Here is a 22,632-nt window from a genome sequence, read left to right on the forward strand (position 1 = left end):
GATCATGGCTGGTTACAAGACACCCGATTTCAACGAGCGCACCGCGGCGGCGAAGGCCGCCAAGCTGAAGGCACTGGAAAAGCTGCGCAGCAAACCCGCGCCCGATCCGGAGGTCGTCGCCGCTCGTCAGGCGGCACAGGCGGCCCGCGAAGCCGCCGAGGCCGAGCGCCGCGCTGCCCGGCAGGCGGCCATCGCCGAAGCAAAGGCCGCCAAGGAGGCCCAGAAGGAGGCCGAGCGCCAGCGCAAGGAAGCGGCGAAGCCGACCGAGGCCGAGCTGAAGGCCGCCCGCGATGCGCGCTACGCCGCCCGCAAGGCGCGGAAGAAATGACACCCCGCGAGCTGGTCGGGGTGGCCGAGGTGCCGGGCGGCCCGCCGCTCCGCCTCGTCCGCCACGGCGGCGACTTCATCATCATGCTCGACCGCAACGAGCTGATGAGCAGCCGGATGAGCGGCTCTGAAAAGGCGCTCGGCCTGATGACGCTGGAACGGCTCGGGGCGCCCGATGCCGCCCGGCTGCTGATCGGCGGCTATGGCATGGGCTTCACCCTGCGCGCGGTGCTGGCCGAGCTTGGGCCCAGGGGCCGGGTGGTGGTCGCCGAACTGGTCCCCGGCATCATCGAATGGGCGCGGGGCCCGATGCAGGCGCTGGCCGCCGGCTGCCTCGACGATCCCCGCGTCGAGATCAGGATCGAGGATGTCGGCGAAACCATATCCGCCGCCCCGGCGAACTATGACGCGATCCTGCTCGACGTCGACAATGGCCCCGATGGGCTCACCCGCGACGCCAATGACGGCCTCTATACGGCAGGCGGCCTCGCGCGGGCGCGGGCGGCGCTGCGGCCCGGCGGTATATTGGCGGTCTGGTCGGCGGGCGCCGACGCGGCCTTCACCCGCCGGCTCAAGCAGGCCGGCTTCGTGGTCGACGAGGTCCGGGTCCGCGCACGCGAGAACGGCAAAGGGCCGATCCACACCATCTGGTTCGCGCGGGCTTAAAGCCCCTTTAGTAGCGGCAGGATCGTCCCATGATGGTCGGTCCAGGCGGTGAAGCCGGGCCGGCGTTCGATCGCGCGCCATTCGGCCCTGGGATCGCTGGCGCGCAGCCGGGCCAGCGTCGCGGGCGAGCGGCTCATCGCCACCCAATAGGAGGTCGCGGCGCGGCGCGCCTCGGCGGCCTTGTCGGGATGATATTCGCGCAGGGTGACCTGCCAGCCCTCGGCCGTCGCCAGCGCGGCCAGCGCCGGTTCCAGATCGACCCATTTGTTCGAGATGTGGATCATCAGCAGCCCCTCCGGCGCCAGCGCCTGCCGATAGGTGGCAAAGGCTTCGCGGGTCAGCAGGTGCATCGGGATCGCGTCCGACGAGAAGGCGTCGATCGCCAGCAGGTCGTGCGCGGCCGGCGGTGCTGCGGCAAGCGTCAGCCGCGCGTCGCCGATCTCGATCGGCGCGCGGGGCAGGCAGTGCGACAGGAAGGTGAAGGCGCGCTTGTCGCGCGCGATGCGGGCGACGGCGGGATCGATCTCGTAGAAGCGCCATGCCTGCTCGGGCCGGGCGTAGCAGGCCAGCGTGCCGGTGCCGAGCCCGACCACGCCGATCCGGGCCTGCGCGCCGAACAGCGTGGGGGCCGCGCGCATCGCGATGCCGATGCCGGATCCCGGCGCATAATAGCTGGTCGGATAATCGGCCATGCCGGGGGCCAGCAGCTGGATGCCATGGGTGGTGTTGCCATGGATCAAAATACGGGCCCGGCTCGCGCCGTCGCCATTCTCGCCGATCGTGTAGATGCCGAAATAGCTGCGGGTGCGGGCGCTGCCGTCGATCGTGCGCAGGATATTCGCGCCGCAGCCCAGCCCCAGGATCAGCGCGGCGAGGCAGGTCGCGAAGACGATGCGGTTGCCGATCGCGAAGCGCGCGAGCAGCGCGACCGCGATCAGCGCCGTGGCGGCCAGCGCCAGCGGCGGCGTATCGACGAACAGGCCGCGCGCCAGCATCGCCAGCAGGATCGCGGCCAGCGGGATCCAGCGGCGCTGCCGGGGCGTCAGCGCGGCGGCGTCGGGGCGCAGCGGCATCAGCAGCCCGGCACCCAGGATCAGCAGCGGATATTCGTACAGCCAATCGAACAGCGCCGGGGCCAGCAGCGCGCAGAACAGCCCGCCCACGACGCCGCCGATCGACATGCACAGATAGAAATCGGTCAGCCGGGCCGGGCCGGGCCGCAGCCGGTACATGCGATGGTGCAGCGCCACGGCGGCGGTGAACATGATCAGCAGGTCGGCCGCCATCATCAGCCAGAGATTGGCGACCAGCCCGCTGCCTGCCGCCGTCCCCGCGATGATCAGCACGATCGGAAACAGCCGGGTGACGATCGTGGCGACCCGCCCGCTGTCGGAAAAGGCGAAGGTGAAGCTGAGCAGATAGAGGCCGAGCGGCACCACCCAGATCAGCGGGATCGCCAATATGTCGGTGGTGATGTGGGTGGTCGTCGCCAGGATCAGCCCCGACGGCACCGCCGCCAGCGCGATCCAGCGTAGCCGCGTCGCCATGGTCGGTGCGGCCTCGTCGGTGGCGCGGGGCAGGGCCGGTACGGCGGCCTGCCGGGGCAGCAGCGCCACGCAGCCCGCGACCAGCAGGCAGAGCAGGACATAGCCGAAGCTCCACGCGCCGCTCTGTGCGTCGAGCGGCAGCATCGGCTCCAGGATCAGCGGATAGGCGATCAGCCCGCCGAAGCTGCCCAGGTTCGACGCGGCGTAGAGCGCATAGGGATTGGCGCCGGGCTCGCGCAGCGCGAACCAGCGCTGCATCAGCGGTGCCTGCGCGGAGACCACGAAGAACAGCGGGCCGATCGATCCGATCAGCAGCCATGGCACCCACAGGATCGGCGATGCGTCGGCCGGCGGCGTCGCACCGCTCAGCCCCAGCGGCAGCCACAATGCGGCCAGCCCGAACAGGATCAGATGCAACACGCCCTGATGCGCCGGGCGCAGCCGGCTCGCGGCATGGGCATAGGCATAGCCGCCGAGCAGCAGCGCCTGATAGACCAGCATTGCGCTGTTCCACACCGCCGGCGCGCCGCCGAGGTGCGGCAGCGCCATCCGGGCCACCATCGGCTGCATCAGGAACAGCAGGAAGGAGCCGGCGAACACCGTCGCGACGAACAGGGGCCGCGCCGATCCGCGATGCTCAACCGGAAGTGCCGACGATGCCATGCTGCTGGTCCTCTAGGAGGCTCGCTGCATGGGGCCGTCATGGTCAAAATAGCGTTAATGGCCCCGGCCGCGCGAAGCGATTGACGGAGGCGGGCCGCTCCCCCGAAAAGGGGATGTGGCGACGGGGACGATGAACATGGCTTCGCAGAGGCGGCCCGCCGGCCCGGCGGTCTGGGTGGTCCTGACCGCGCTCCTCGCCTTGGCGGGCTGGTTCGCGCTGCGGGTCGGCGGCGAACTGCCCACCGGGATCGAGGCCGAGGTGCCCACCGTGACGCTGTCGCACGCGGCCGGGGGCGGTACGCCGGGCCCCTATCTCGCCGACATTCCGGGCAAGCCGCGCGCAGGGGTCTATTTCGAGGGACGCCGGCTGGTCGCGGGCTATGCCGGGCCGGCGGCGCGCTATCGCCGCTCGTGCGACGGGGCGGTGCTCGATGCCGGTTTCGCGCCGGGCTCGGACACTCTCGATCTCATCGCGCTGGAAGCGTGGAGGACCCGCGCGCCCTGCAACATCTACGCCCGGCTCAGCCTCGTGCAGGTCTATGACCAGGACGGGCGGCAGCCGCCGCTCGCCGCCATGGGAGCGGCCGCCGAAAGCCGCACCGATCCGACCCGCGCCTGGCAGGGGCGGCTGGGCTCGCTGCACAGCGGCGCGCAGGGCGCGGAGGTCGCCTTCGCCGGCGATGGGAATGCGTTCAGCGCGCTGCTCGCGGTGCAATTGATGGCCAGTGTCGAGCGGGTCGCCCTCTGGTCGCTCGCCGACGCGCGGGGCGGCGGGGCGGCGCTCACCACCGGCGGCGGCACAGGCCCGGCCTATCGCAGCGGCAACGCGGTCGACACGCGCTGGCTGCGCGATCCGGCGGTCGCGATCCGGGCCAATCCCACCGTGATCGGCTGGACCGGCAGCGCAGAGGCGCGCAGCTTCTTCGCGCGCGGGCAGGTCGCCACCCGGCAGGGCCGATTCCCGTCCGCCGCGACCGAGCGTTTCCGGGTCGGGGTCGGCGGCCCCGCGCCGGTCGCCAGCTGGGCTCGCTATGGCGTCGTCCTGTGGAAGGCGCCGCTCACCCCTTCGGAGATGCAGGCGGCGATCGCGCAGGTGAACCGGGCGATGGCCTTCCCCACCCATTTCGACGCGATGGCGGTCGCGGTCGGCGACAGCATCCTCTACGGCGCGGGCGCGGAGGGGACCGACCAGCGCGGGCCTGGCTGGTTCCTGTCGCGGGCGCTGCCCACCGTCGAGCTGTTCAACCTCGGCATGAAGGCGCAGCAGCTCGCCCAGCAGGTCGGACCTAGCTTCGGCGAGACGGTGACGCCACTGCTCAAGAGTTCGCCCTATGGCGCCTCGCGCACCGCGATCCTCTGGCAATCGGGTACCAACGATATCGGCCTGGGCGGGCGCGGCGCGGCGGAGCTGCTCGCCGATTCGGCGCAGGCGGTGCGGCTTAGCCGCGGCGCCTTGCCCGGCCTCCGGGTGCTGCGCGCCACCTTGCTGCCGCGCGCCGATGGCGGCTGGATGGCGGACGGCGCCAAGGAGGCGACCCGGCTGGCCGTCAACGCCGCCTGGCGGCGGGACAGGGGCGCCGCCGATCTCCTGGTCGACCTCGGCGATCCCGCCTCGGTGCTGGGCTCCCCCGTCGCGCCCCGCGACACCACCGCCCATGCCGCGCCCGACATGCCCGATCGCAACATCCTCTATGTCGATCGGCTGCACCCGTCGGGCGTCGGCTATGCCAGCGGCTATTGGCAGGCGATGGCCCGCGCGCTCCAGGCGCAGCTCGGCCAATAGGCGTGACCGGCGGCGCCCAGCATCATTATCCGACGCTCGACGGGATGCGCGGCGTCGCGGCGATCGGCGTGTTGGTCTATCATTTCGGGGATCTGCTGCCGGTCCCGCTGTTCCGGGCCGGCTATCTGGCGGTCGATCTCTTCTTCTGCCTGTCGGGCTTCGTCATCGCCCATGCCTATGAAGCCAGGCTGCGCGCCGGGATGACCATCGGCCGTTTCGCGCTGATCCGCCTGATCCGGCTCTGGCCGCTGGTCGCGCTGGGCGTGGCGCTCGGCGCGGCGCAGGCCTGGCTGTTGCCGGCGACGGCCGATCCCGCGCTGCTGGCGGCGACGGCGCCGGTCGTGATCCTGCTCAATCTGCTGCTGCTCCCATCCTTCGTCGGGGATGGGCCCCGCCTCTTCCCGGCCAATCCGCCGCACTGGTCTTTATTCTACGAGATGGCGGTAAACCTCGCTTATGCCGCGCTGTCGCGCCGGCTGTCGAACCGTCTGCTCCTGCTGCTGATCCTGGGCGGTTTCGCGCTGTTCTGTGGGGGCATCGCGACGCTGGGCACCGCCAATATCGGCTGGGCGCGAGATCAGATTCCGTTCGGCATCGGCCGGGTGACCTGCACCTTCCTGTCGGGCGTGCTGCTCCACCGCTGCCGGGAGCGGCTCGATGCCCCGCGCCTCGCCGGCTGCTGGTGGCTGGCGCTGCTGCTCACCGCGGCGGCGCTGACGCTGCCGGTCGGATCGGTACTGCGGCCGATCTTCGATGCCATGTTCGTGCTGGCGGGGGGGCCGCTGCTCATCTGGCTCGCCATGGCCGCCCGCCCGCCACAGGCCGCGCTGCCCGTGCTCAGCGGGCTCGGTCGCCTGTCCTATCCGCTCTACGCCTTGCACTTCCCGCTCTATCTCGCGGCGGCGGAGCTTGCCTCGCGCTTCCCTTCGCTGCGCGGCCTGGTCGCGGTCACGGCCATGGTGATCGCCTGCGGCGGGGCGCTGCTGCTCGCCCGTCTCTATGATGAGCCGGTTCGCCGCCGGCTCACCGCCCTTTTCATCATTTCGCCGCAATGGGGCTCTAGGCGCCCGCCGCCATGAAGAAAGCCATCATCCTGTCGGCGGGTCAGGGCTCGCGGCTGCTGCCGCTCACCGCCGACCAGCCCAAATGCCTGATCGATTTCGCGGGGCGCAGCCTGATCGAATGGCAGATCCGCTCGCTCGCCGCCAACGGCATTGAGGAGATCGCGGTCGTCACCGGCTTCCGCGACGCGAAGCTCGGCGCCGCGCTGGCCGCGCTCGATCTGCCCGGCGTCGCGATCCGCACGGTATTCAATCCCTTCTACAAGGTCGCCGACAATCTCGGCTCCTGCTGGATCGTGCGCGAGGAAATGGACCAGGATTTCATCATCCTCAATGGCGACACTCTCGTTTCGCCGGAGATCGTCGGCCGCCTGATCGCGGGCGCGCGGGAACCGATCACCGTGACGATCGACGTCAAGGACAGCTACGATCTCGACGACATGAAGGTGCAGCGCGACGGTGATCGGCTGCTCCAGATCGGCAAGCGGCTGGAACCGCAGGAGACCAACGCCGAATCGATCGGCATGCTTGCCTTCCGGGGCGATGGCCCGTCGATCTTCCGCAACCAGGTCGAGGCGATGATGCGCACCCCCGAGGGCGTGCTCAACTGGTACCTCAAGGCGATCCACGCGCTGGCGCCCTCGGGCGTGGTCGGCACAGTCTCGATCGAGGGGCTCGCCTGGGCCGAGGTCGACTTCCCCGAGGACCTTCCGATCGCCCGCGCGCTGACCGAGGGCTGGGCGAGGGGCTGAGCCGATCAATTGAATCGTGACAAGAGATCGCTGGAGTGAACGGCAATGATCGATAGCAGCCTCCAGATCAGCTCGGCCACAATCCTTTCAGCCATCCGCTCAGCGCCCTGATCTGCTCCGCGTCGAGCGCTACCGCCTGCCCCAGCGCGGGCGGCCCCGGCCAGCCGGCGTCGGTCACCGATACGCCGTCGCGCTCGCGCTCGCCCTCATGGCGCGGGATGACGTGGAAATGGACATGCGGGTCGACCATCATCAGCATCAGGTAATTGAGCTTCTGATAGGCGACGGCCCCCGACAGCGCGGTCTCGATCTCCTTGGTGATCACCGCCAGTTCGGCATGGGCCTCGGGCGGCAGGTCGCCAAAGGCGGTCGCGTCGGATTTCGCGGCGAGGATCAGCGATCCCAGCGTCGGCTGGGTCGGGCGGAGCAGCACCACCCAGTGCCGGTAATCGCGGATCAGCGTGGCCGGCCAGCCGAACCTCTCGATCGTCGCGTTCGCCATGCCTCTTCTCCTACAATGTCAGCCAGGACCCGATCGTCTCGCCGCGCGCCTGCCGCAGCATCGCCTGCACCAGCCGCACCGCGTGGAAGAGGCAGGACAGCACCGTCCACCATGCCACCGCGATCAGGCCGATATCGGGGCGCTGCAGCAGGGTGGCGACGAACAATATCACCATGTTCGGGTTGCGCCGGGCGGTGATCAGGCGGAAATCGCTGTCGATCTTCTCCCACACATGGATGTGGATGCCGCCGAAATTGCGGATGAACAGGCCCTCGATCAGCCGCTGGACGACATAGCCGCCGACGATCGCGATCATCACCCAGGTGAAGCTCTCGCTCGACAGCGCCAGCCCCCAGGCGCCGAGCCCGACGCCCCATGCCCACCACCAGAAGGGTGGATGGACCAGGTCCATGCCATGGTCGAAGATATTGCCCCAATAGCTGGAGGTGATCGTGCAGCGGGCCAGCTTGCCGTCGACCGTGTCGAGCACCATGAAGCCGAGGCCGGCGGCCATGCCCGACCAGTAATGGCCTTCCCAGAACAGCCAGGTCGCCAGCACGCACAGCGCCGCCCCGATCGTCGTCACCATGTTCGGGGTCAGGTGGAGCCGCGCGGCGATGCGGGTCAGCACCAGCGCCCATTCGGGCCAGAGATATTTGGTCAGGATGTCGGTGACGCCCTTATAGGCGCCGAAATAGGTCTGGCGCTCGATCGCGCGGACCCGGCCGGGCTCCAGCCGCTCCAGCACCGGCTCCTCGCGCTTGCGCAGCGCCTCGTTGTAAAAGACGCGATGGTCCTCGGCGCGCACCTCGGCCAGCCCGGCGGGAAAGCCGCCGCCCGTGTCCTGCGCGACATGGGCGATCACCGGCTCGCCAGCCAGGGTCAGCAATTGCCCGGGCCGCGCGGCCATGAATTTCAGCCAGGCGGGTTCGAACACATGGCTGGCGGCCGCCAACAGCACCGGGCCGCCATTGGCCTCGGCGGAGAAGCCGAGCGACTGCGCGGCGGCGATCCGGCGAAGCCGCTCGGTGCTGGTCATGCCCCAGATCAGCGTGGGATTGGTGCCGATCGGCCGGACGTTCAGCGCGCTGCTGCTCATGGATTTCCAATATGCGGTCGGATAGGGGCCCGTTCCTTGCCGATCAGGCGCGGGGCTGGCAAGGCATGATCATGGACAACAGGGGTTTCACGGCGATCATCCTCGCCGGGCAGCGGCCGGGCGGCGATCCGCTGGCCGAACATTTCGGCCAGCCTTTCAAGGCGCTGATCGACGTCGCCGGCCAGCCGATGCTCGCCTGGGTCGGCAGCACGCTGGCCGCGCGGGGCGATGTGCGGCGGATCGTCATCCTGGCGCAGCAGGCCGACGCGCTGCTCGATCACCCGGCGACGGCCTGGCTGCGCGACGAGGCGCGGGTCACGGTGCGCGACTGCGGCGATTCGATTGTCGAGGCGATCGCGGCCACCATCCGGGCGATGCCGCAGGCCTATCCCTTCCTGCTCACCACCGCCGACAATGTCCTGCTCGACGACGCGATGATCGACCGGTTCAGGGTCGGGGCGGACGGCGCCGACATCGCCGTGGCGCTGGTCGAGCGGCGGGTGCTGGAGGCGGCCTATCCCGGCAATCGCCGCACCTGGCTGCCCTTTCGCGGCGGACAATATTCGGGGGCGAACCTGTTCTGGCTGGGCAGCCCCGAAGCGCTCAAGGTTCTGGCGATCTGGCGCGGGGTGGAGCAGCAGCGCAAGAAGGCGCGCGCGGTGCTGGGCGCCTTTGGCATCGGCCTGTCGCTGATGATCGCGGCGCGGCTGCTCACCTTGCGTCAGGCGATCGAGCGGGTCGGGCGGCGGCTGGGGATCAGGGCAAAGGCGGTGCTGCTGCCCCAGGCCGAGGCCTGCATCGATGTCGACAAGCCCTCGGACCATGCGATGGTAGAGTCGATCCTGCGCGCCCGCCGCCAATAGCGTCGCCCCGGCGGAGGATCGAGCGGCGGTCAGCGGACTGTCGGGGGCAGTCCGCAGCCCGAGATCGGCTGGCTATGCCAGCCGTTGGGCCGCAAGAGGCCCTTGCCGCGACGTGGCCGCGCAACCTCTGACGGCCCCGGCCCCCGCCGGGACGACGGCTAACCTACAACAGCCGCAGCTTCCGCGCGGTCTTGCCCAGCGCCAGCTTGTCCGCCTCGGCCAGCCCGAAGCGGCCCGACAGCCAGATGCCCCCGATCAGCAGCAGCGCGCCGATGCCGATGCGCAGCAGGTGGTGGAGCGGCGACAGCAGCAGCGACAGCAGCAGGATGGCGGCGCCCACCAGCAGCGCGACGCCCGCCGCGCGGGCGAAGGGCGGCGCGAAGGGGTGGATGCGTTCATGGACCCACAGCTGGACCATCGGCGTCAGCACCGACAGGGCGATGCCCACCGACACCGCCACCGCCATGCCGTCCATCCCGCCCTGCGGCAGCAGCAGCCAGCCGATGACGAGAGCCGCGCCCAGCCCGATCGCGCTGCCGACCAGCGGATGGTGATAGCGGCTGATCACTGACTGGATCGCCGATGCCTGCCCCGCCACCGCCTCGATCAGCCGGGTGAAGGTCAGCAGCGCCAGCGCGGCATAGGCCGCCTGGGCGGGGCTGCCGAACAGCGCCAGCAGCGCGCGGCCGCCGCCCGCGATCGTGCACACCACCGGCGTCGCGACGACGATCGTCAGGCGGGTGGCGAAGCCGTAGATTTCGGCGACATGGCGAATGTCATGGCGCACCGCTTCGGAGGCGAGCGGCGCCATCACATAGGAAAAGGCCTGGCGGATCAGCTGCACGCCACTGGCCAGCTTGCGGGCGATGGCGAACAGGCCGGCGGCGCTGGCGCCGGCGGCGCCGGGGATCATCAGGTTCAGGATCAGCGGCGGCGCATCGGCGAACAGCCGGCTGACGATGTTGGAGGGGAGCACCGACAGCCCGGCATAGAGGGTATGCGCGGTGGTCGTGGGCGTCGCCGATGCGCCGAGCACGAGGTCGAGCCGATAATATCGCGCGAGCAGCCGGGTCGAGAAGATGCAGGTGATCGCCAGCGAGCAGAGATGCGCGATCAGCAGGCCCAGCGTGCCCGCGCCCAGCGCCGCCAGCACGATCGCGGCGACCATCCGCAGCAGCTGTTCCCACATCACCCGCAGCCGGATCTCGGGCCCGAACGCCTTGCGCGCGCGCAGCGCCGATGTCGCGATCTCGACATAGGCCCAGAAGGGCAGCGCCCAGGCGAACAGCGCGATGCCGGTGGCCAGCCGGTCGCGGTCCTTGGGTGCGACGTTGACGATCTCGGCGATCCAGTGCGCGCCCAGGCTTGCCGCCAGCGCGATCAGGATGCAGGGCAGCAGCCCCAGGATCATCGCCTGGCGCAGCGCGCCCGCCCGCTCGGCATCGTCCTTCGCCTGGGGCACCACCCTCTGCAGCGCGCTGGTCATGCCGAGGTCGGCGAAATTCTCGACCAGGTTCACCGCCGACCAGAGCACCATGTAGAGGCCGTAGGTCGGCAGGCCGAACAGCCAGACATAGAGCGGCTGCGAGACGATCTCGATCACCCCGCCCGCCCGCGCGAGCAGCGCGGTACCGGCGCCCTTGGCAACCTGGCGCGATCCCGGCGGCGGCTCGGGGGGAGGGGGAGATGACATCGCCTGCTTCTACCGGCTGGGTGCGCCCTTTCAAGGGAGCGGAATGTGGGGCTATATAGCGCAGCGGGGCGTAACGATAAGCTTTGGAAAAATTTGGCGCCCCGAAGCCATTGAGCCGCGCGGCGCTATTCGCTATCGCGGGTCCCAACCAAGGGCAGGGGGTCATGAGTCATGGCTGAGTTCGCGCTTCCGAAGAACAGCAAGATCAAGAAGAACGGCAAGGTCCACAAGGCCCCCGCAGGTGCCAAGGACGTCAAGAGCTTCAAGATCTACCGCTACGATCCGGACACGGGCGAGAACCCGCGTTACGACACGTTCGAGGTCGACCTCGCCGAATGCGGCCCGATGGTCCTCGACGCGCTGATCAAGATCAAGAGCGAGCAGGACCCGTCGGTCACCTTCCGCCGCTCCTGCCGCGAGGGCATCTGCGGCTCCTGCTCGATGAACATGAACGGCAAGAACGGCCTCGCCTGCACCACCGCGATCGAGGACTGCAAGGGCGAGGTCCGCATCACCCCGCTGCCGCACATGGACGTGATCAAGGATCTGGTCCCCGATTTCACCCATTTCTACGCGCAATATGCCTCGATCCAGCCCTGGCTGAAGACGGTCACCCCGAACCCCTCGGGCAAGGAGCGGCTCCAGTCGCCCGACGATCGCAACAAGCTGGACGGTCTTTATGAGTGCATCCTGTGCGCCTGCTGCTCCACCTCCTGCCCCAGCTATTGGTGGAACAGCGACAAGTTCCTGGGCCCCGCGATCCTGCTCCAGGCCTATCGCTGGCTGGCCGACAGCCGCGACGAGATGACCGGCGAGCGGCTCGACGAGCTGGAGGATCCGTTCCGCCTCTATCGCTGCCACACGATCATGAACTGCGCGAATGTCTGCCCGAAGGGCCTGAGCCCGGCCAAGGCGATCGCCGAGGTCAAGAAGATGGTGGTCGAACGCCAGCTCTGATCGCGTTTTGAGATGACGGCCTACGATTCCCGGTTCCTGTATCAGCCGGACCCGGACAATCCCGGCTGGCATCAGTGGCGCCTCAGGGATGAGGGCAGGTTCAACGCGCTGTTCGGCAATCTCCTCGTCCGGGGCGATGGCGCGCGCGCCATCGTCCGCCTCACCCCGCACCACAGATTGAGCAACTTCCAGGATCGCCTCCATGGCGGCGCGCTGATGGGTTTCATCGATTGCGCGCTGTTCGCGGGCGCCAGCACGCTCGGTTCGGCCGGCGCGCTGACCGGCGTGACCGTGGATCTCAGCGTGCAGATGGCGGGCGCTGCCGATCCCGGCCACCCGGTCGATGCCATCGTGGAGGTGACGCGCGAAACGGGCCGGCTGCTGTTCCTGCGCGGCACGGTCGAGCAGGGCGATGCCATGATCGCCGGCTATATCGCGACGATCCGCAAGGCCCGTTCATGACCCAGAGCGTTGCCGCCCGCTATGAGGAGCTGCTCGCCCTTGGGGAGCTCAAGCCCGATCCGGACCAGCGCGCCACGGTGCAGCGGCTCGACGCGCTTGCCCGTGCGCTGGAGGAGCGCCCCGTGAAGGGCAGTGTGTTGTGGCGGATGCTGCGCAAGCCGCCGCCGCCGGTGCGCGGCCTCTATATGTGGGGCGGTGTCGGTCGCGGCAAATCGATGCTGATGGACCTGTTCTACGATTGCGTGAACGTCGAGTCGAAGCGGCGCGTCCATTTCCACGAATTCATGATCGAGGTGCATGAGCGGCTGCGCGTCGAGCGCGCCAAGGAGAAGGGCGATCCGATCCCGCCCGTCGTCGAGGCGATCGCGTCGCAAGCGAAGCTGCTCGCCTTCGACGAGATGGTGGTCAACAACATGGCCGACGCGGCGATCCTCAGCCGGCTGTTCACCGGGCTGATCGTCGATGCCGGGGTCACGGTCGTCACCACCTCGAACCGGCCGCCGCGCGACCTCTACAAGGATGGGCTCAACCGCCAGCTGTTCGTGCCGTTCATCGATCTGATCGAGGACAAGCTCGACGTGCTCTGCCTCAACGGGCCGACCGATTACCGGCTCGAACGGCTGGGCGGCATGCCGGTCTGGTATTCGCCGCTCGATACCCGGGCGAACGAAGCGGTGCGCGAGGCCTTCTTCCGCCTCACCGATTATCCGCCCGAGGACAGCGCCCATGTCCCCACCGCCGACATCGCTGTGCAGGGCGGCCGCACCCTGCATGTCCCCAAGAGCCTGAAGGGGGTCGCGGTCTTCTCGTTCAAGCGGCTCTGCGCGGAGGCGCGCGGGGCGGCCGATTATCTCGCCATCGCGCGCAACTACCACACGGTGATCATGGTCGGCATTCCGCTGCTGACCCCGGAGAAGCGCAACGAGGCATCCCGCTTCAAGGTGCTGATCGACGCCTTCTACGAGCATAAGGTCAAGCTGCTCGCCACCGCCGAGGCCGAGCCCGAGCAGCTCTATCCCGAGGGCGACGGCGCCTTCGAGTTCGAACGCACCGTCTCGCGCCTGATGGAGATGCGCAGCCAGGATTATCTGGCGGCCGGCCACGGCGCGGAGGAATAACCCTTGGCTGTCATCCCGGGTCAAGCCCGGGATGACGATGCGGGTCGGATTTGCGCCCGCTCCTACCGCCCCACGAACACGAACGGCGCCCAGTTGACCGGCTGCTCGGCCCCCTCGAACGGCTGCTTGTCGATCATCCGCAGCATCGTCTCGCGCAGCGCCCGGGCGGGGTCGGCGCCGCGCCCATATTTGCGGACGGTCTCGACCGACAGATAGGCGGCGGCATCGTCGCGCACCGCCCAGTGCGATGCCAGCAGGTTGCGGCCGCCCGCATAGAGGAAGGCGCGGGCGACGCCCGCAAGGCCGCTGTCGTCGCTGCTTCCGCCGGCGGCGGTGTTGCAGGCGGACAGGATCACCCAGTCCGCTGCCAGCCGCAGCCGCATGATCTCGCTGGCGGTCAGCAGCCCGTCGTCCGATCCGGCCGGCGTCATCACCAGCGCGGGCTCGTCCAGTCCCTCCAGATCGCCGGCCATCAGGCCATGGGTGGCGAAGGCCAGCACATTGGCGCGGGTCAGGTCGGCGGAGCGGATCGCCTGTTCGGTGGCGCGGTCCCCGGTCAGGATCAGCTGCTCGGGGGCGGCCAGCGCCCGGGCGAAGGTGCGCAGCTCGGGTTCGGTGGCGGGCAGCGCGGGCAGGTCCCGCACCTGCCGGGCCATGCTCGCCGATCGGAAGGCCAGGGCGGTGCCCGCCGGCGCCAGGTCCGGCGCGCCGACCGCGAAGAAGCTGCGCACCTTTCGCCCGGCGGCGGTCGATCGCGACGCGGTGACGCTCGCGACGGAGGGGAGGGTGACGAGGATATGGTCGCGGATCAGCCATTGGGTGCCGCCCAGCGTCGGATGGCTCCGCCGGGGCGCCAGCACGGCCAGCGGAACCGTGGCGAGGCTGGCATTGGCGGCGATCAGCAGGCGCGGCTTGTTCGCGATGGCGGCCCGGATCGGCGTCGGCAGCAGGATGTCGTGCAGCTGCGCCGACGCGTCATAGTCGAAGCTCACCCTGGCGGCGGCGTCCGATATCGCGGCCCGGCTGGGGGCGGCCGCCCGCAGCGCGAAGCTCGCCCCCGGCCTGGCCTGCGGCGTGATGCCGGAGCGGAGCCGCGTCACCAGTTCGGCGATCTGCCGCGCGCCGGCCGGCGCCGTCGTCATCGCGGCCTGTTCGCGCGTGACCGCGAACAGCGTCGTGCGGCCCTCGGCGACGGCAGCAACCAGCAGCGCCTCGTCGCCCTTGAGCGCGGCGCGGACCGTATCGAGCGCCAGCGGTTCGGAACCGGCGGGTGCGATCAGCTGTGGCGCGCGTGCCGCCAGCGCGGCGGTCCGCTGCTCCAGCCGCGCGGCGGCGGCCTTGCGCTCGGCGGCCACCGCCTTGATCGTCGCCGCATCGGCGCTCCGTCCGGCGAGTCGCAGCTGGCGGTCGAGCAGGGTTTCCAGCTCGATTGCGGCGTCCTGGCGTCTGCGGATCAGTTCGGCCAGCTGCGGATCGCCGGCGGCCGACCGCGCCTCTTCCTCGCGCACCGCGCGCGCCGCCGAGCTTTCCATCAGCCGCTGGGTCAGCTGGAAGGCCAGCGCCTCGTCGCCCGCCGTCACCGCCGCGTCCAGCGCCCAGCCATAGGCCGCGCGAATCTCCAGTTCGACGCCCGATCGCCGCCGCCCGGCGGCGCTCAGCTGGTCGAGCCGCTGGTCGAGCAGCGCCACGGCAGCCCGGACCCGCTTCAGCGCGCCTTCGCTGTCGCCTTGATGCGCCTCGATCGCGCCCAGCCGGGTTTCGCCGGTCAGCGTGGCGACGTCCTCGGCGGGAAAGGTCGATCGGCTGCGCAGCGCCTGGGCCTGGGCCTGCGCGGTCTTGGCCGTCGCCATGTCGCCCAGCTTGAAGGCCAGCGTCGCGAGCTGGTCTCGCCCGCCGATATGGTCGCGGTGAAGCGGCGGCAGCTTGCGCTCGCGTGCCGCCTCCACCTCGCGCAGGATCGTGATCGCCTGCTGCCCGTCGCCGGCGGCGGCCAGCGCGTCGGCATAGGTTTCGCGCGCCATCAGCGTGCGCTGGGCGTCGGGGCCGATGCCCTTGGCCAGGATCTCCGCCGCTGAGCGCGCCGTCCCGATCGCCTCCGTCGTCTTGCCCTGGACGGTCTGCGCCTTGGCGACGGTGACCATGTAGCTCACCGCCTGCTGGCTCTGGCCGAAGCGCGCAACCGCGATGTCCACCGCCTTATGCGCCACATCCTCGGCCTCGCCGGGCCGTCCCAGCAGGATCAGGATGCGGGCCAGCGTGTTGAGGTTGGTCGCCAGATAGGGATGCCCCTTGGGCATGAATCCCTCCAGCGTCGCCTGTACCGTGCGGGCTTCCTCGATCGCTTCCTCCAGCCGGCCCGATTGCAGCAGGAAGATCGGCAGATTGGCGAAGCGCGGCGCCGAGTTGACTGGGATTTTCTCGTGCCGGCGGTCCTCCGCATTGGCCTTGCGGACCAGCTCGATCGCCTTGTCGTAATTGCCGAACTCGAACTCGGCATTGGCCAGGTTGGAATAGGCGGCGGCGACGTTGCTGCTCGGCTCGCCCTTGCTGGCAGCGATCCGCCATTCCAGCACCTGCGCGGCCAGCGTGCGCGCGCGGTCGTGATCGCTCAGCGTCATCAGGATGACGACCTGGGCGTTGGCCAGCTCCATCCGCCGGTCGTGATAGGCGGGGCCGCCGGCTTCCAGCAGCGCGCCGAGCCGTTCGGCCCGGGCCGCCGCCCCGGCGATATCGCCCTGCAGATAATCCGCCGTGACGAGCTCGCCCTCCAGCCAGGCGAGTTCCGGATGGCCGGCGGGATAGAGCGTCCGCCCATAAGCGAGCACCGCTTCCCACGCCTTGCGATAGCCGGCCGGATCGGCGCCCTCGTCCAGGTCGTCGGCGGCCTTGCGCATCTTCTCCAGCCGGGCCTTGTCGGCGGCGGATGGCATGGCGACGCCGCTCCTGGTACCAGCCGAAAGAGCGCTCGCCGACGTCATCAGAAGCCCTGCCGCCGCTGCCGCCGCCAAGATGCCGCGCATATCCATCCCCCGTTCCCCGTCCCGTGCCATGCTAGCCGATAGCCGGTGAACCGCAATCAAGACGTGATTCCGAACACAGCCTTGCCGGAAGATGCGGATGTCCATGCAATCTCCGTATCGCAGGCCCGGAGCCGGGACGGAGATGCCCTCAGCGCATCAACATCAGAAAATCGCGGTTTTCCTAGTGTAATCGATATGACGCCGGATTATCGCAAAGGCACCATCCCGCCGTCATGACGCGCCCCTATCGCGCCTTGTGCAACGCACAAACGCCAAGGGGATCATCATGCGCAAACTCTCAACCTGTCTGCTCGCGTCCGTCGCCTTCTGTGCGCAGCCCGCATGGGCCGAGGACGCCGCGCCCCCCGCGGCCGACGCCGGCGCAGGGGAAGAGATCGTCGTTTTCGGCAAGGGCGAGGTCCGGCAGGTCCAGCAGGTCGATGCGGCCGAAATCCGGATACTCACCCCCGGCTCCAGCGTGATCAAGGCGATCGAGAAGCTGCCGAGCGTGAATATCCAGGCGTCCGATCCGTTCGGAAATTACGAATGGTCGACCCGCGTCACCATCCGCAGCTTCGCCCAGAGCCAGATCGGCTTCAATTTCGACGGCATCCCGCTGGGTGACATGCAATATGGCAACCATAACGGCCTGCATATCAGCCGCATCGTCAGCCCGGAGAACGTCGCCTCGGTTCGCGTGTCGCAGGGCGCAGGGGCGGTCGGCACCCAGTCGACCAACAATCTCGGCGGTACGGTGGAGACCTTCTCGATCGATCCGCTCGACCGGTTCGGCGGCCAGGCGAACGCGACCTATGGCAGCGACCGGACGATGCGCGGCTTCGTCCGCCTGAACGTCGGCAGCGCCGAGGGCCTCCGGGGCTTCGTTTCCTACGGCTATGGCACAACCGACAAATATAAGGGCGATGGCAAACAGGACCAGCATATGGTCAACGCCAAGGCGGTGCTGCCCGTGGGCGAAGGTCAGATCGACGGCTGGTTCAGCTATTCCGACCGGCGGGAGCAGGACTATCAGGACATGTCGCTCGATATGCTGGGCCGGCTCGGCTACCGGTCCGACAACACCTCGCCCGACTATGCCCTGGCCGTTCGGCTGGCCGATATCGGCAATAATCGCGGCGAAACCGGCGCTCCCATTTCCAATGCGGCGGCGGGAACGGCCTATCCGGGCAATTTCCAGACGGTCGATGATGCCTATTATGATGCTTCGGGTCTCCGGAAGGACACCGTCGCCGCGCTCGGCTTCAGGTCGCCGATCGCCGATGACGCGAACGTCGCGCTGAAAAGCTATTATCACCACAACAAGGGCATGGGCCTGTGGGGCACGCCCTATGTGCCCAGCCCCAGCGGCTCGCCCATCTCGATCCGCACCACCGAATATGACATCGACCGCTGGGGCCTGTTCGGATCGGTGGATTTCAAGCTCGGCTTCAACAGCATCGTCGTGGGCGGCTGGTTCGAGCACAATAATTTCAACCAGGCGCGGCGCTTCTACGACCTCGGCACCCGCACCACGCCGAGCAAGTCCTTCCGCGAATATCCCAAGAATCCGTTCTTCACCCAGTGGAACTTCGATTTCACCACCGACACGCTGCAATATTATGTTCAGGACGCCATCGAGCTGGGCGAACTGAAGATCAACATCGGCTGGAAGGGCTTCAAGGTCGACAACGAGGCCGATGCGATCGTCAAGGACGTCTTCCCCGAAGGCAAGTTCAAGACCGAGGACTGGTTCCAGCCGAGCGTCGGCATGGTCTATGATCTGGGCGGCGCCGAGGTCTTTGCCGGTTTCACCCAGGCCACCCGCGCATTCCCGTCGGTGAACGGCAGCATCTGGGGCACTACCCAGGCGGGCTTCGACGCGATCAAGGACACGATCAAGCCCGAGACATCGGACACCTATGAGCTGGGCGTGCGTTACGGCAACTCCGCCTTCAACGGCGTGCTCGGCGCTTATCTCGTCAACTTCCATGATCGCCTGCTCGGCGTGGCGAGCGGCCCGGACATCATCGGCAGCCCCTCGGTGCTTCAGAATGTCGGCTCGGTGCGCTCGGTCGGCGTCGAGGCGGCGGGCGACCTGAAGCTCAACGAGGTCGTCACCCTCTACGCCTCCTACACCTACACCGACGCCACCTATCGCGACGATGTGGTGGACGGGGCCGGGGCCATCACCCGGCTCAAGGGCAAGACCGTGGTCGACGCTCCGAAGCATATGGCACGCGGCGAGATCGGCTATGACGACAGCGCGCTGTTCGCCCGCGTCTCGGCCAACTACATGTCGCGGCGCTTCTTCAACTATCTCAACGACCGCTCGGTCCCCGGCCGGGTGATCTTCGACGCCTCGCTCGGTTACCGCTTCGGCGCCGACAAGCAATATGAGCTGCAACTCAACGCCAGTAACTTCACCGGCAAGAAATATGTCGGCACGATCAACTCGGCGGGTACCGGCAATAGCGGGGACCGCCAGACCCTGCTGGTCGGCGCACCGCAGCAGTTCTTCATCTCGCTGAAGGCGGGGTTCTGATCATGCGGGCCGCGCTGTTCATCGCCGCCGCTCTGTGGGCCTCCTGCGCTTCGGCCAGGCCGGTCCTGATGATCTCGATCGACGGGCTCCGGCCCGCCGACGTGATCGAGGCGGAGCAGCGCGGCCTGCGCATTCCCCATCTGCGGCGCTTCGTCGCCGAGGGCGCCTATGCCAGCGGCGTGCGCGGCGTGCTGCCGACAGTCACCTATCCGAGCCATGTGACGCTGGTCACCGGTGCCAGCCCCGCGAAGCATGGCGTCGTCAGCAACACCACCTTCGATCCCATGCAGATCAATTATGGCGGCTGGTACTGGTACGCCACCGACATCCGGGTGCCCACGCTGTGGGCGGCGGTGACCGAAGCCGGCAAGACGGCGGCGAGCCTTCACTGGCCGGTCAGCGTCGCCGCTTCCGGAGTGACCTGGAACATCCCGCAGATCTGGCGGTCCGGCCATGCCGACGATGCCAAGCTGGTGACGGCGCTGTCGACCGCCGGCCTCGTCGCCGAACTGGAACGGGCGACCGGCGAGCCCTATGCCGCCGGAATCGACGAAAGCGTCGAAAGCGATGAAAGGCGCGGCCGTTTCGCTGCGAAGCTGATCGCGCTGCACAAGCCCGACTTCATGACGGCCTATCTTACGTCACTCGATCATGAGCAGCATGCGCACGGGCCGGGTTCGCCGGAGGCGCATGCGGCGCTCGAGCGAATCGATGCGGTGATCGGCGGGCTCGTCGCCGCCGAGCTTGCCGCGCATCCCGACGCGGCGATCGCGATCGTCAGCGATCACGGTTTCGAGGCGATCGGGCGGGAGACCAATTTCTTCAGGGCTTTCATGGATGCTGGGCTGATCAGGCTCGATGCCAAGGGGGCGGTGACGGGTTGGGACGCGATGCCCTGGCCGAGCGGGGGCTCGGCCGCGATCGTGCTGGCCCGGCCCGACGACAAGGCGCTCGCGGCGCGCGTCGCCGATTTGCTCGCCGCGATGCAGGCGGATCCGGCCAACGGCATCGCCGCCGTGGCCGACCGCGCCGGTATCGCCCGGATGGGCGGCAATCCGGAGGCGAGCTTCTTCGTCAACATGGTGCCCGACGCGGCGGTGGCCGGCGCCTTCGGCGGCGCCACGGCGCCCCTGCATGCAGTGCCCAAATATATGGGAACGCATGGCTATTTTCCCGAGGTCGGGAATTTGCGCGCGACGTTCATGATCATGGGGCAGGGGCTGCCGAAAGGCCGCGCGCTCGGCGAGATCGACATGCGGGCCATCGCGCCGACCATTGCCGCTATGGCAGGCGTTCGCTTGACGAAGGCCGAGGTGCCGCCGGTCGCGGAGATCGCCGCGACGCGCTAAGTGGGACGGCAGCCGGCGCGGGCCTTTGCCAACCGCAACTTTTGGCCGGCACCAAAAAACTTGCCCGCTTCGCATATGCAACAGTTGCCCCATCGGGAGGACGGGGCTAAGCGGGCACCGCATTTTCGGGCGGTCGCAACGGCGTGGCCGTCTTCCTTTGCGGATCTTCATACCGGAGGAGTCGGATGGCTCGGACTAAAATCGCCCTGATCGGCGCTGGCAATATCGGCGGAACGCTCGCGCATCTCGCGGCTTCCAAGGAATTGGGTGATGTCGTCCTGTTCGACGTGGTCGAAGGCGTGCCGCAGGGCAAGGCGCTCGATCTGTCGCAGTGCGGCCCCGTCGAAGGCTTCGACGCGAAGCTCAAGGGCACCAATGATTATGCCGACATCAAGGGCGCCGACGTCATCATCGTCACCGCCGGCGTCGCCCGCAAGCCGGGCATGAGCCGCGACGATCTGCTCGGCATCAACCTGAAGGTGATGAAGTCGGTCGGCGAAGGCATCAAGGCCAACGCCCCCGACGCCTTCGTCATCTGCATCACCAACCCGCTCGACGCGATGGTGTGGGCGCTGCGCGAATTCTCGGGCCTGCCGCACAACAAGGTCGTCGGCATGGCCGGCGTGCTCGATTCGGCGCGCTTCAGCAGCTTCCTCGCCGAGGAGTTCGGCGTGTCGGTGCAGGACGTCACCAGCTTCGTGCTGGGCGGCCATGGCGACACCATGGTCCCGGTCGTCGAATATTCGACCGTCGCGGGCATCCCGATCCCCGATCTGATCAAGATGGGCTGGTCGACCAAGGAGCGCATCGACGCGATCGTCCAGCGCACCCGTTCGGGCGGCGGCGAGATCGTCGCGCTGCTCAAGACCGGCTCGGCCTTCTATGCGCCCGCCACCTCGGCGATCGCGATGGCGGAGAGCTATCTGAAGGACAAGAAGCGGGTCCTGCCCGCCGCGGTCCACCTGACCGGTCAATATGGTGTCGACAATCTCTATGTCGGCGTTCCGGTCGTGATCGGCGCCGGCGGCGTCGAGAAGATCGTCGAGATCGAGCTGTCGGACGAGGCCAAGGCCAACCTCCAGGTCTCGGTCGAGGCGGTCAAGGAACTGCTGGTCGCCTGCAAGGCGATCGACGGGTCGCTCGCCTGACATCTTACTGCATTAACCCGATCCCCGGCCTTGTCTGGGTGACGCTGAAGGGATGACGCACAGCTTATGAGTATCCTGGTCGACAAGAACACCAAGGTCATCACGCAAGGCATGACCGGCAACACCGGCACCTTCCATACCGAGCAGGCGCTGGCTTATGGCACGCAGATGGTCGGCGGCGTGACGCCGGGCAAGGGTGGCACCACCCATATCGGCCTGCCCAATTTCGACACCGTCCATGAGGCCGTGGCCGCCACCGGCGCCACCGCCAGTGTCATCTATGTTCCGCCGCCCTTCGCGGCGGACTCGATCCTGGAGGCGATCGACGCGGAGGTTCCGCTCATCGTCACCATCACCGAGGGCATTCCCGTGATCGACATGATCCGGGTGAAGCGTGCCCTGCAGGGTTCGAAGTCGCGCCTGATCGGTCCGAATTGCCCGGGTGTCCTGACCCCGAACGAGTGCAAGATCGGCATCATGCCGGGTTCGATCTTCAAGAAGGGCTCGGTGGGCGTTGTTTCCCGCTCGGGCACCCTTACCTATGAAGCTGTGTTCCAGACCTCGGCCATCGGCCTGGGCCAGACCACGGCGGTCGGCATCGGCGGTGATCCGGTCAACGGGACCAACTTCATCGACGTGCTCGAACTGTTCCTGGCGGACGACGAGACCAAGTCGATCATCATGATCGGCGAGATCGGCGGGTCGGCCGAGGAAGAAGCGGCGCAGTTCCTGCGCGACGAGGCGAAGCGTGGGCGCAAGAAGCCCATGGCGGGCTTCATCGCGGGCCGTACGGCGCCTCCGGGCCGCCGCATGGGCCATGCCGGGGCGATCGTCTCGGGCGGTCAGGGCGGCGCGGAAGACAAGATCGCGGCCATGGAGGCGGCGGGCATCAAGGTGGCGGCAAGCCCCTCGGAGCTCGGCACCACCCTGGCCGAGGTGCTCAAGGGCTGATGTGAGCAAGCCCCGTTTCCGGACCTGACCGGGTCCGAGGCGGGTGGGCGTTTCACGCCCGGTTCAGCCAAATTGATGTCAAGCTACGTTGCTGCACTTCGGGCCTAAGTCCCGGGGTGGGTGCAGACA

Annotated in this window: 18 protein-coding genes; 13 read left to right on the top strand and 5 right to left on the bottom strand. The window is 68.5% G+C overall.

Going from position 1 to position 22,632, the window contains the following annotated elements:
- Positions 1-4 precede the first annotated feature (4 nt).
- Entirely contained in the window at positions 5-328 is a 324-nt protein-coding gene (locus CMV14_RS08350) for a DUF6481 family protein (RefSeq protein ID WP_066968540.1), read from the top strand.
- Positions 325-993 carry a spermine/spermidine synthase domain-containing protein gene (locus CMV14_RS08355; RefSeq protein ID WP_066968486.1) on the top strand — a complete coding sequence of 223 codons (669 nt, stop codon included), beginning with the start codon at positions 325-327 and terminating at the stop codon, positions 991-993. The genes CMV14_RS08350 and CMV14_RS08355 overlap by 4 nt, the downstream gene beginning before the upstream one ends.
- On the opposite strand, the gene CMV14_RS08360 is transcribed toward CMV14_RS08355, so the two are convergent.
- Positions 990-3,203, bottom strand: coding sequence for a spermidine synthase (locus CMV14_RS08360; protein ID WP_066968488.1), 2,214 nt, complete (start codon positions 3,201-3,203; stop codon positions 990-992). The genes CMV14_RS08355 and CMV14_RS08360 overlap by 4 nt on opposite strands.
- A 136-nt stretch (positions 3,204-3,339) precedes the next feature.
- Between CMV14_RS08360 and CMV14_RS08365 the strand changes: the two genes are divergently transcribed.
- From CMV14_RS08365 to CMV14_RS08375, 3 genes are read left to right on the top strand one after another with little or no spacing between them, the layout of a single operon-like run.
- A complete protein-coding gene (locus CMV14_RS08365) occupies positions 3,340-4,986 on the top strand; it encodes a GDSL-type esterase/lipase family protein (protein ID WP_176489076.1) in 1,647 nt (548 codons plus the stop codon).
- A 2-nt stretch (positions 4,987-4,988) separates the two neighbouring features.
- Entirely contained in the window at positions 4,989-6,065 is a 1,077-nt protein-coding gene (locus CMV14_RS08370; protein ID WP_066968492.1) for an acyltransferase family protein, read from the top strand.
- The gene (locus tag CMV14_RS08375) at positions 6,062-6,799 is read left to right on the top strand and encodes a phosphocholine cytidylyltransferase family protein (protein WP_066968494.1); all 738 of its coding nucleotides are present in this window, start codon (positions 6,062-6,064) and stop codon (positions 6,797-6,799) included. Before CMV14_RS08370 ends, CMV14_RS08375 begins: the two co-directional genes overlap by 4 nt.
- Positions 6,800-6,866: 67 nt before the next feature.
- Here CMV14_RS08375 and CMV14_RS08380 read toward each other — a convergent pair whose 3' ends face one another.
- Positions 6,867-7,301, bottom strand: coding sequence for an HIT family protein (locus CMV14_RS08380; protein ID WP_066968497.1), 435 nt, complete (start codon positions 7,299-7,301; stop codon positions 6,867-6,869).
- Between the two features lie 10 nt (positions 7,302-7,311).
- Positions 7,312-8,400 (bottom strand): CDP-alcohol phosphatidyltransferase family protein, encoded by a 1,089-nt coding sequence (locus tag CMV14_RS08385; protein ID WP_066968499.1) that lies wholly within the window; start codon positions 8,398-8,400, stop codon positions 7,312-7,314.
- A gap of 11 nt (positions 8,401-8,411) precedes the next feature.
- On the opposite strand from CMV14_RS08385, the gene CMV14_RS08390 reads away from it, so the two are divergent.
- Entirely contained in the window at positions 8,412-9,263 is an 852-nt protein-coding gene (locus CMV14_RS08390; RefSeq protein ID WP_238147231.1) for a nucleotidyltransferase family protein, read from the top strand.
- A gap of 163 nt (positions 9,264-9,426) precedes the next feature.
- Here CMV14_RS08390 and CMV14_RS08395 read toward each other — a convergent pair whose 3' ends face one another.
- Complete coding sequence (locus tag CMV14_RS08395; RefSeq protein ID WP_066968503.1) at positions 9,427-10,956, bottom strand: lipopolysaccharide biosynthesis protein; 1,530 nt, start codon at positions 10,954-10,956, stop codon at positions 9,427-9,429.
- A gap of 171 nt (positions 10,957-11,127) precedes the next feature.
- Between CMV14_RS08395 and sdhB the strand changes: the two genes are divergently transcribed.
- Genes sdhB through zapE form a run of 3 tightly spaced genes read left to right on the top strand, consistent with a single transcriptional unit; the run spans position 11,128 to position 13,493 of the window.
- Positions 11,128-11,913 (top strand): succinate dehydrogenase iron-sulfur subunit, encoded by a 786-nt coding sequence (sdhB, locus tag CMV14_RS08400; RefSeq protein ID WP_066968505.1) that lies wholly within the window; start codon positions 11,128-11,130, stop codon positions 11,911-11,913.
- A gap of 12 nt (positions 11,914-11,925) precedes the next feature.
- Complete coding sequence (locus CMV14_RS08405) at positions 11,926-12,375, top strand: PaaI family thioesterase (RefSeq protein ID WP_066968508.1); 450 nt, start codon at positions 11,926-11,928, stop codon at positions 12,373-12,375.
- The gene (gene zapE / locus CMV14_RS08410) at positions 12,372-13,493 is read left to right on the top strand and encodes a cell division protein ZapE (RefSeq protein ID WP_066968510.1); all 1,122 of its coding nucleotides are present in this window, start codon (positions 12,372-12,374) and stop codon (positions 13,491-13,493) included. The genes CMV14_RS08405 and zapE overlap by 4 nt, the downstream gene beginning before the upstream one ends.
- Positions 13,494-13,555: 62 nt before the next feature.
- Here zapE and CMV14_RS08415 read toward each other — a convergent pair whose 3' ends face one another.
- Positions 13,556-16,513 carry a CHAT domain-containing tetratricopeptide repeat protein gene (locus CMV14_RS08415; protein ID WP_066968542.1) on the bottom strand — a complete coding sequence of 986 codons (2,958 nt, stop codon included), beginning with the start codon at positions 16,511-16,513 and terminating at the stop codon, positions 13,556-13,558.
- A gap of 286 nt (positions 16,514-16,799) precedes the next feature.
- Between CMV14_RS08415 and CMV14_RS08420 the strand changes: the two genes are divergently transcribed.
- The 4 genes from CMV14_RS08420 (at position 16,800) to sucD (ending at position 22,503) form a co-directional block, all read left to right on the top strand.
- Positions 16,800-19,055: a TonB-dependent receptor gene (locus CMV14_RS08420; RefSeq protein ID WP_066968544.1), complete on the top strand. Its 2,256-nt coding sequence runs from the start codon at positions 16,800-16,802 to the stop codon at positions 19,053-19,055.
- A gap of 2 nt (positions 19,056-19,057) precedes the next feature.
- On the top strand, positions 19,058-20,404 hold the full coding sequence (locus CMV14_RS08425) for an alkaline phosphatase family protein (protein ID WP_066968512.1): 1,347 nt from the start codon (positions 19,058-19,060) through the stop codon (positions 20,402-20,404).
- Between the two features lie 185 nt (positions 20,405-20,589).
- The gene (mdh, locus tag CMV14_RS08430; RefSeq protein WP_066968514.1) at positions 20,590-21,552 is read left to right on the top strand and encodes a malate dehydrogenase; all 963 of its coding nucleotides are present in this window, start codon (positions 20,590-20,592) and stop codon (positions 21,550-21,552) included.
- A gap of 66 nt (positions 21,553-21,618) precedes the next feature.
- The gene (gene sucD / locus CMV14_RS08435; protein ID WP_066968516.1) at positions 21,619-22,503 is read left to right on the top strand and encodes a succinate--CoA ligase subunit alpha; all 885 of its coding nucleotides are present in this window, start codon (positions 21,619-21,621) and stop codon (positions 22,501-22,503) included.
- Positions 22,504-22,632: the final 129 nt, after the last annotated feature.

The sequence above is a fragment of the Rhizorhabdus dicambivorans genome (assembly GCF_002355275.1).
GTDB classification, from domain to species: Bacteria; Pseudomonadota; Alphaproteobacteria; order Sphingomonadales; family Sphingomonadaceae; genus Rhizorhabdus; species Rhizorhabdus dicambivorans.

What these genes read in the sequence shown, in the direction of transcription:
- CMV14_RS08350 (WP_066968540.1), top strand. Translation starts at nt 5, where the DNA reads ATGGCTGGTTACAAGACACCCGATTTCAACGAGCGCACCGCGGCGGCG.
- CMV14_RS08355 (WP_066968486.1), top strand. Translation starts at nt 325, where the DNA reads ATGACACCCCGCGAGCTGGTCGGGGTGGCCGAGGTGCCGGGCGGCCCG.
- CMV14_RS08360 (WP_066968488.1), bottom strand. Translation starts at nt 3,203, where the DNA reads ATGGCATCGTCGGCACTTCCGGTTGAGCATCGCGGATCGGCGCGGCCC.
- CMV14_RS08365 (WP_176489076.1), top strand. Translation starts at nt 3,340, where the DNA reads ATGGCTTCGCAGAGGCGGCCCGCCGGCCCGGCGGTCTGGGTGGTCCTG.
- CMV14_RS08375 (WP_066968494.1), top strand. Translation starts at nt 6,062, where the DNA reads ATGAAGAAAGCCATCATCCTGTCGGCGGGTCAGGGCTCGCGGCTGCTG.
- CMV14_RS08380 (WP_066968497.1), bottom strand. Translation starts at nt 7,301, where the DNA reads ATGGCGAACGCGACGATCGAGAGGTTCGGCTGGCCGGCCACGCTGATC.
- CMV14_RS08385 (WP_066968499.1), bottom strand. Translation starts at nt 8,400, where the DNA reads ATGAGCAGCAGCGCGCTGAACGTCCGGCCGATCGGCACCAATCCCACG.
- CMV14_RS08390 (WP_238147231.1), top strand. Translation starts at nt 8,412, where the DNA reads ATGCGGTCGGATAGGGGCCCGTTCCTTGCCGATCAGGCGCGGGGCTGG.
- CMV14_RS08395 (WP_066968503.1), bottom strand. Translation starts at nt 10,956, where the DNA reads ATGTCATCTCCCCCTCCCCCCGAGCCGCCGCCGGGATCGCGCCAGGTT.
- sdhB (WP_066968505.1), top strand. Translation starts at nt 11,128, where the DNA reads ATGGCTGAGTTCGCGCTTCCGAAGAACAGCAAGATCAAGAAGAACGGC.
- CMV14_RS08405 (WP_066968508.1), top strand. Translation starts at nt 11,926, where the DNA reads ATGACGGCCTACGATTCCCGGTTCCTGTATCAGCCGGACCCGGACAAT.
- zapE (WP_066968510.1), top strand. Translation starts at nt 12,372, where the DNA reads ATGACCCAGAGCGTTGCCGCCCGCTATGAGGAGCTGCTCGCCCTTGGG.
- CMV14_RS08415 (WP_066968542.1), bottom strand. Translation starts at nt 16,513, where the DNA reads ATGCGCGGCATCTTGGCGGCGGCAGCGGCGGCAGGGCTTCTGATGACG.
- CMV14_RS08420 (WP_066968544.1), top strand. Translation starts at nt 16,800, where the DNA reads ATGCGCAAACTCTCAACCTGTCTGCTCGCGTCCGTCGCCTTCTGTGCG.
- CMV14_RS08425 (WP_066968512.1), top strand. Translation starts at nt 19,058, where the DNA reads ATGCGGGCCGCGCTGTTCATCGCCGCCGCTCTGTGGGCCTCCTGCGCT.
- mdh (WP_066968514.1), top strand. Translation starts at nt 20,590, where the DNA reads ATGGCTCGGACTAAAATCGCCCTGATCGGCGCTGGCAATATCGGCGGA.
- sucD (WP_066968516.1), top strand. Translation starts at nt 21,619, where the DNA reads ATGAGTATCCTGGTCGACAAGAACACCAAGGTCATCACGCAAGGCATG.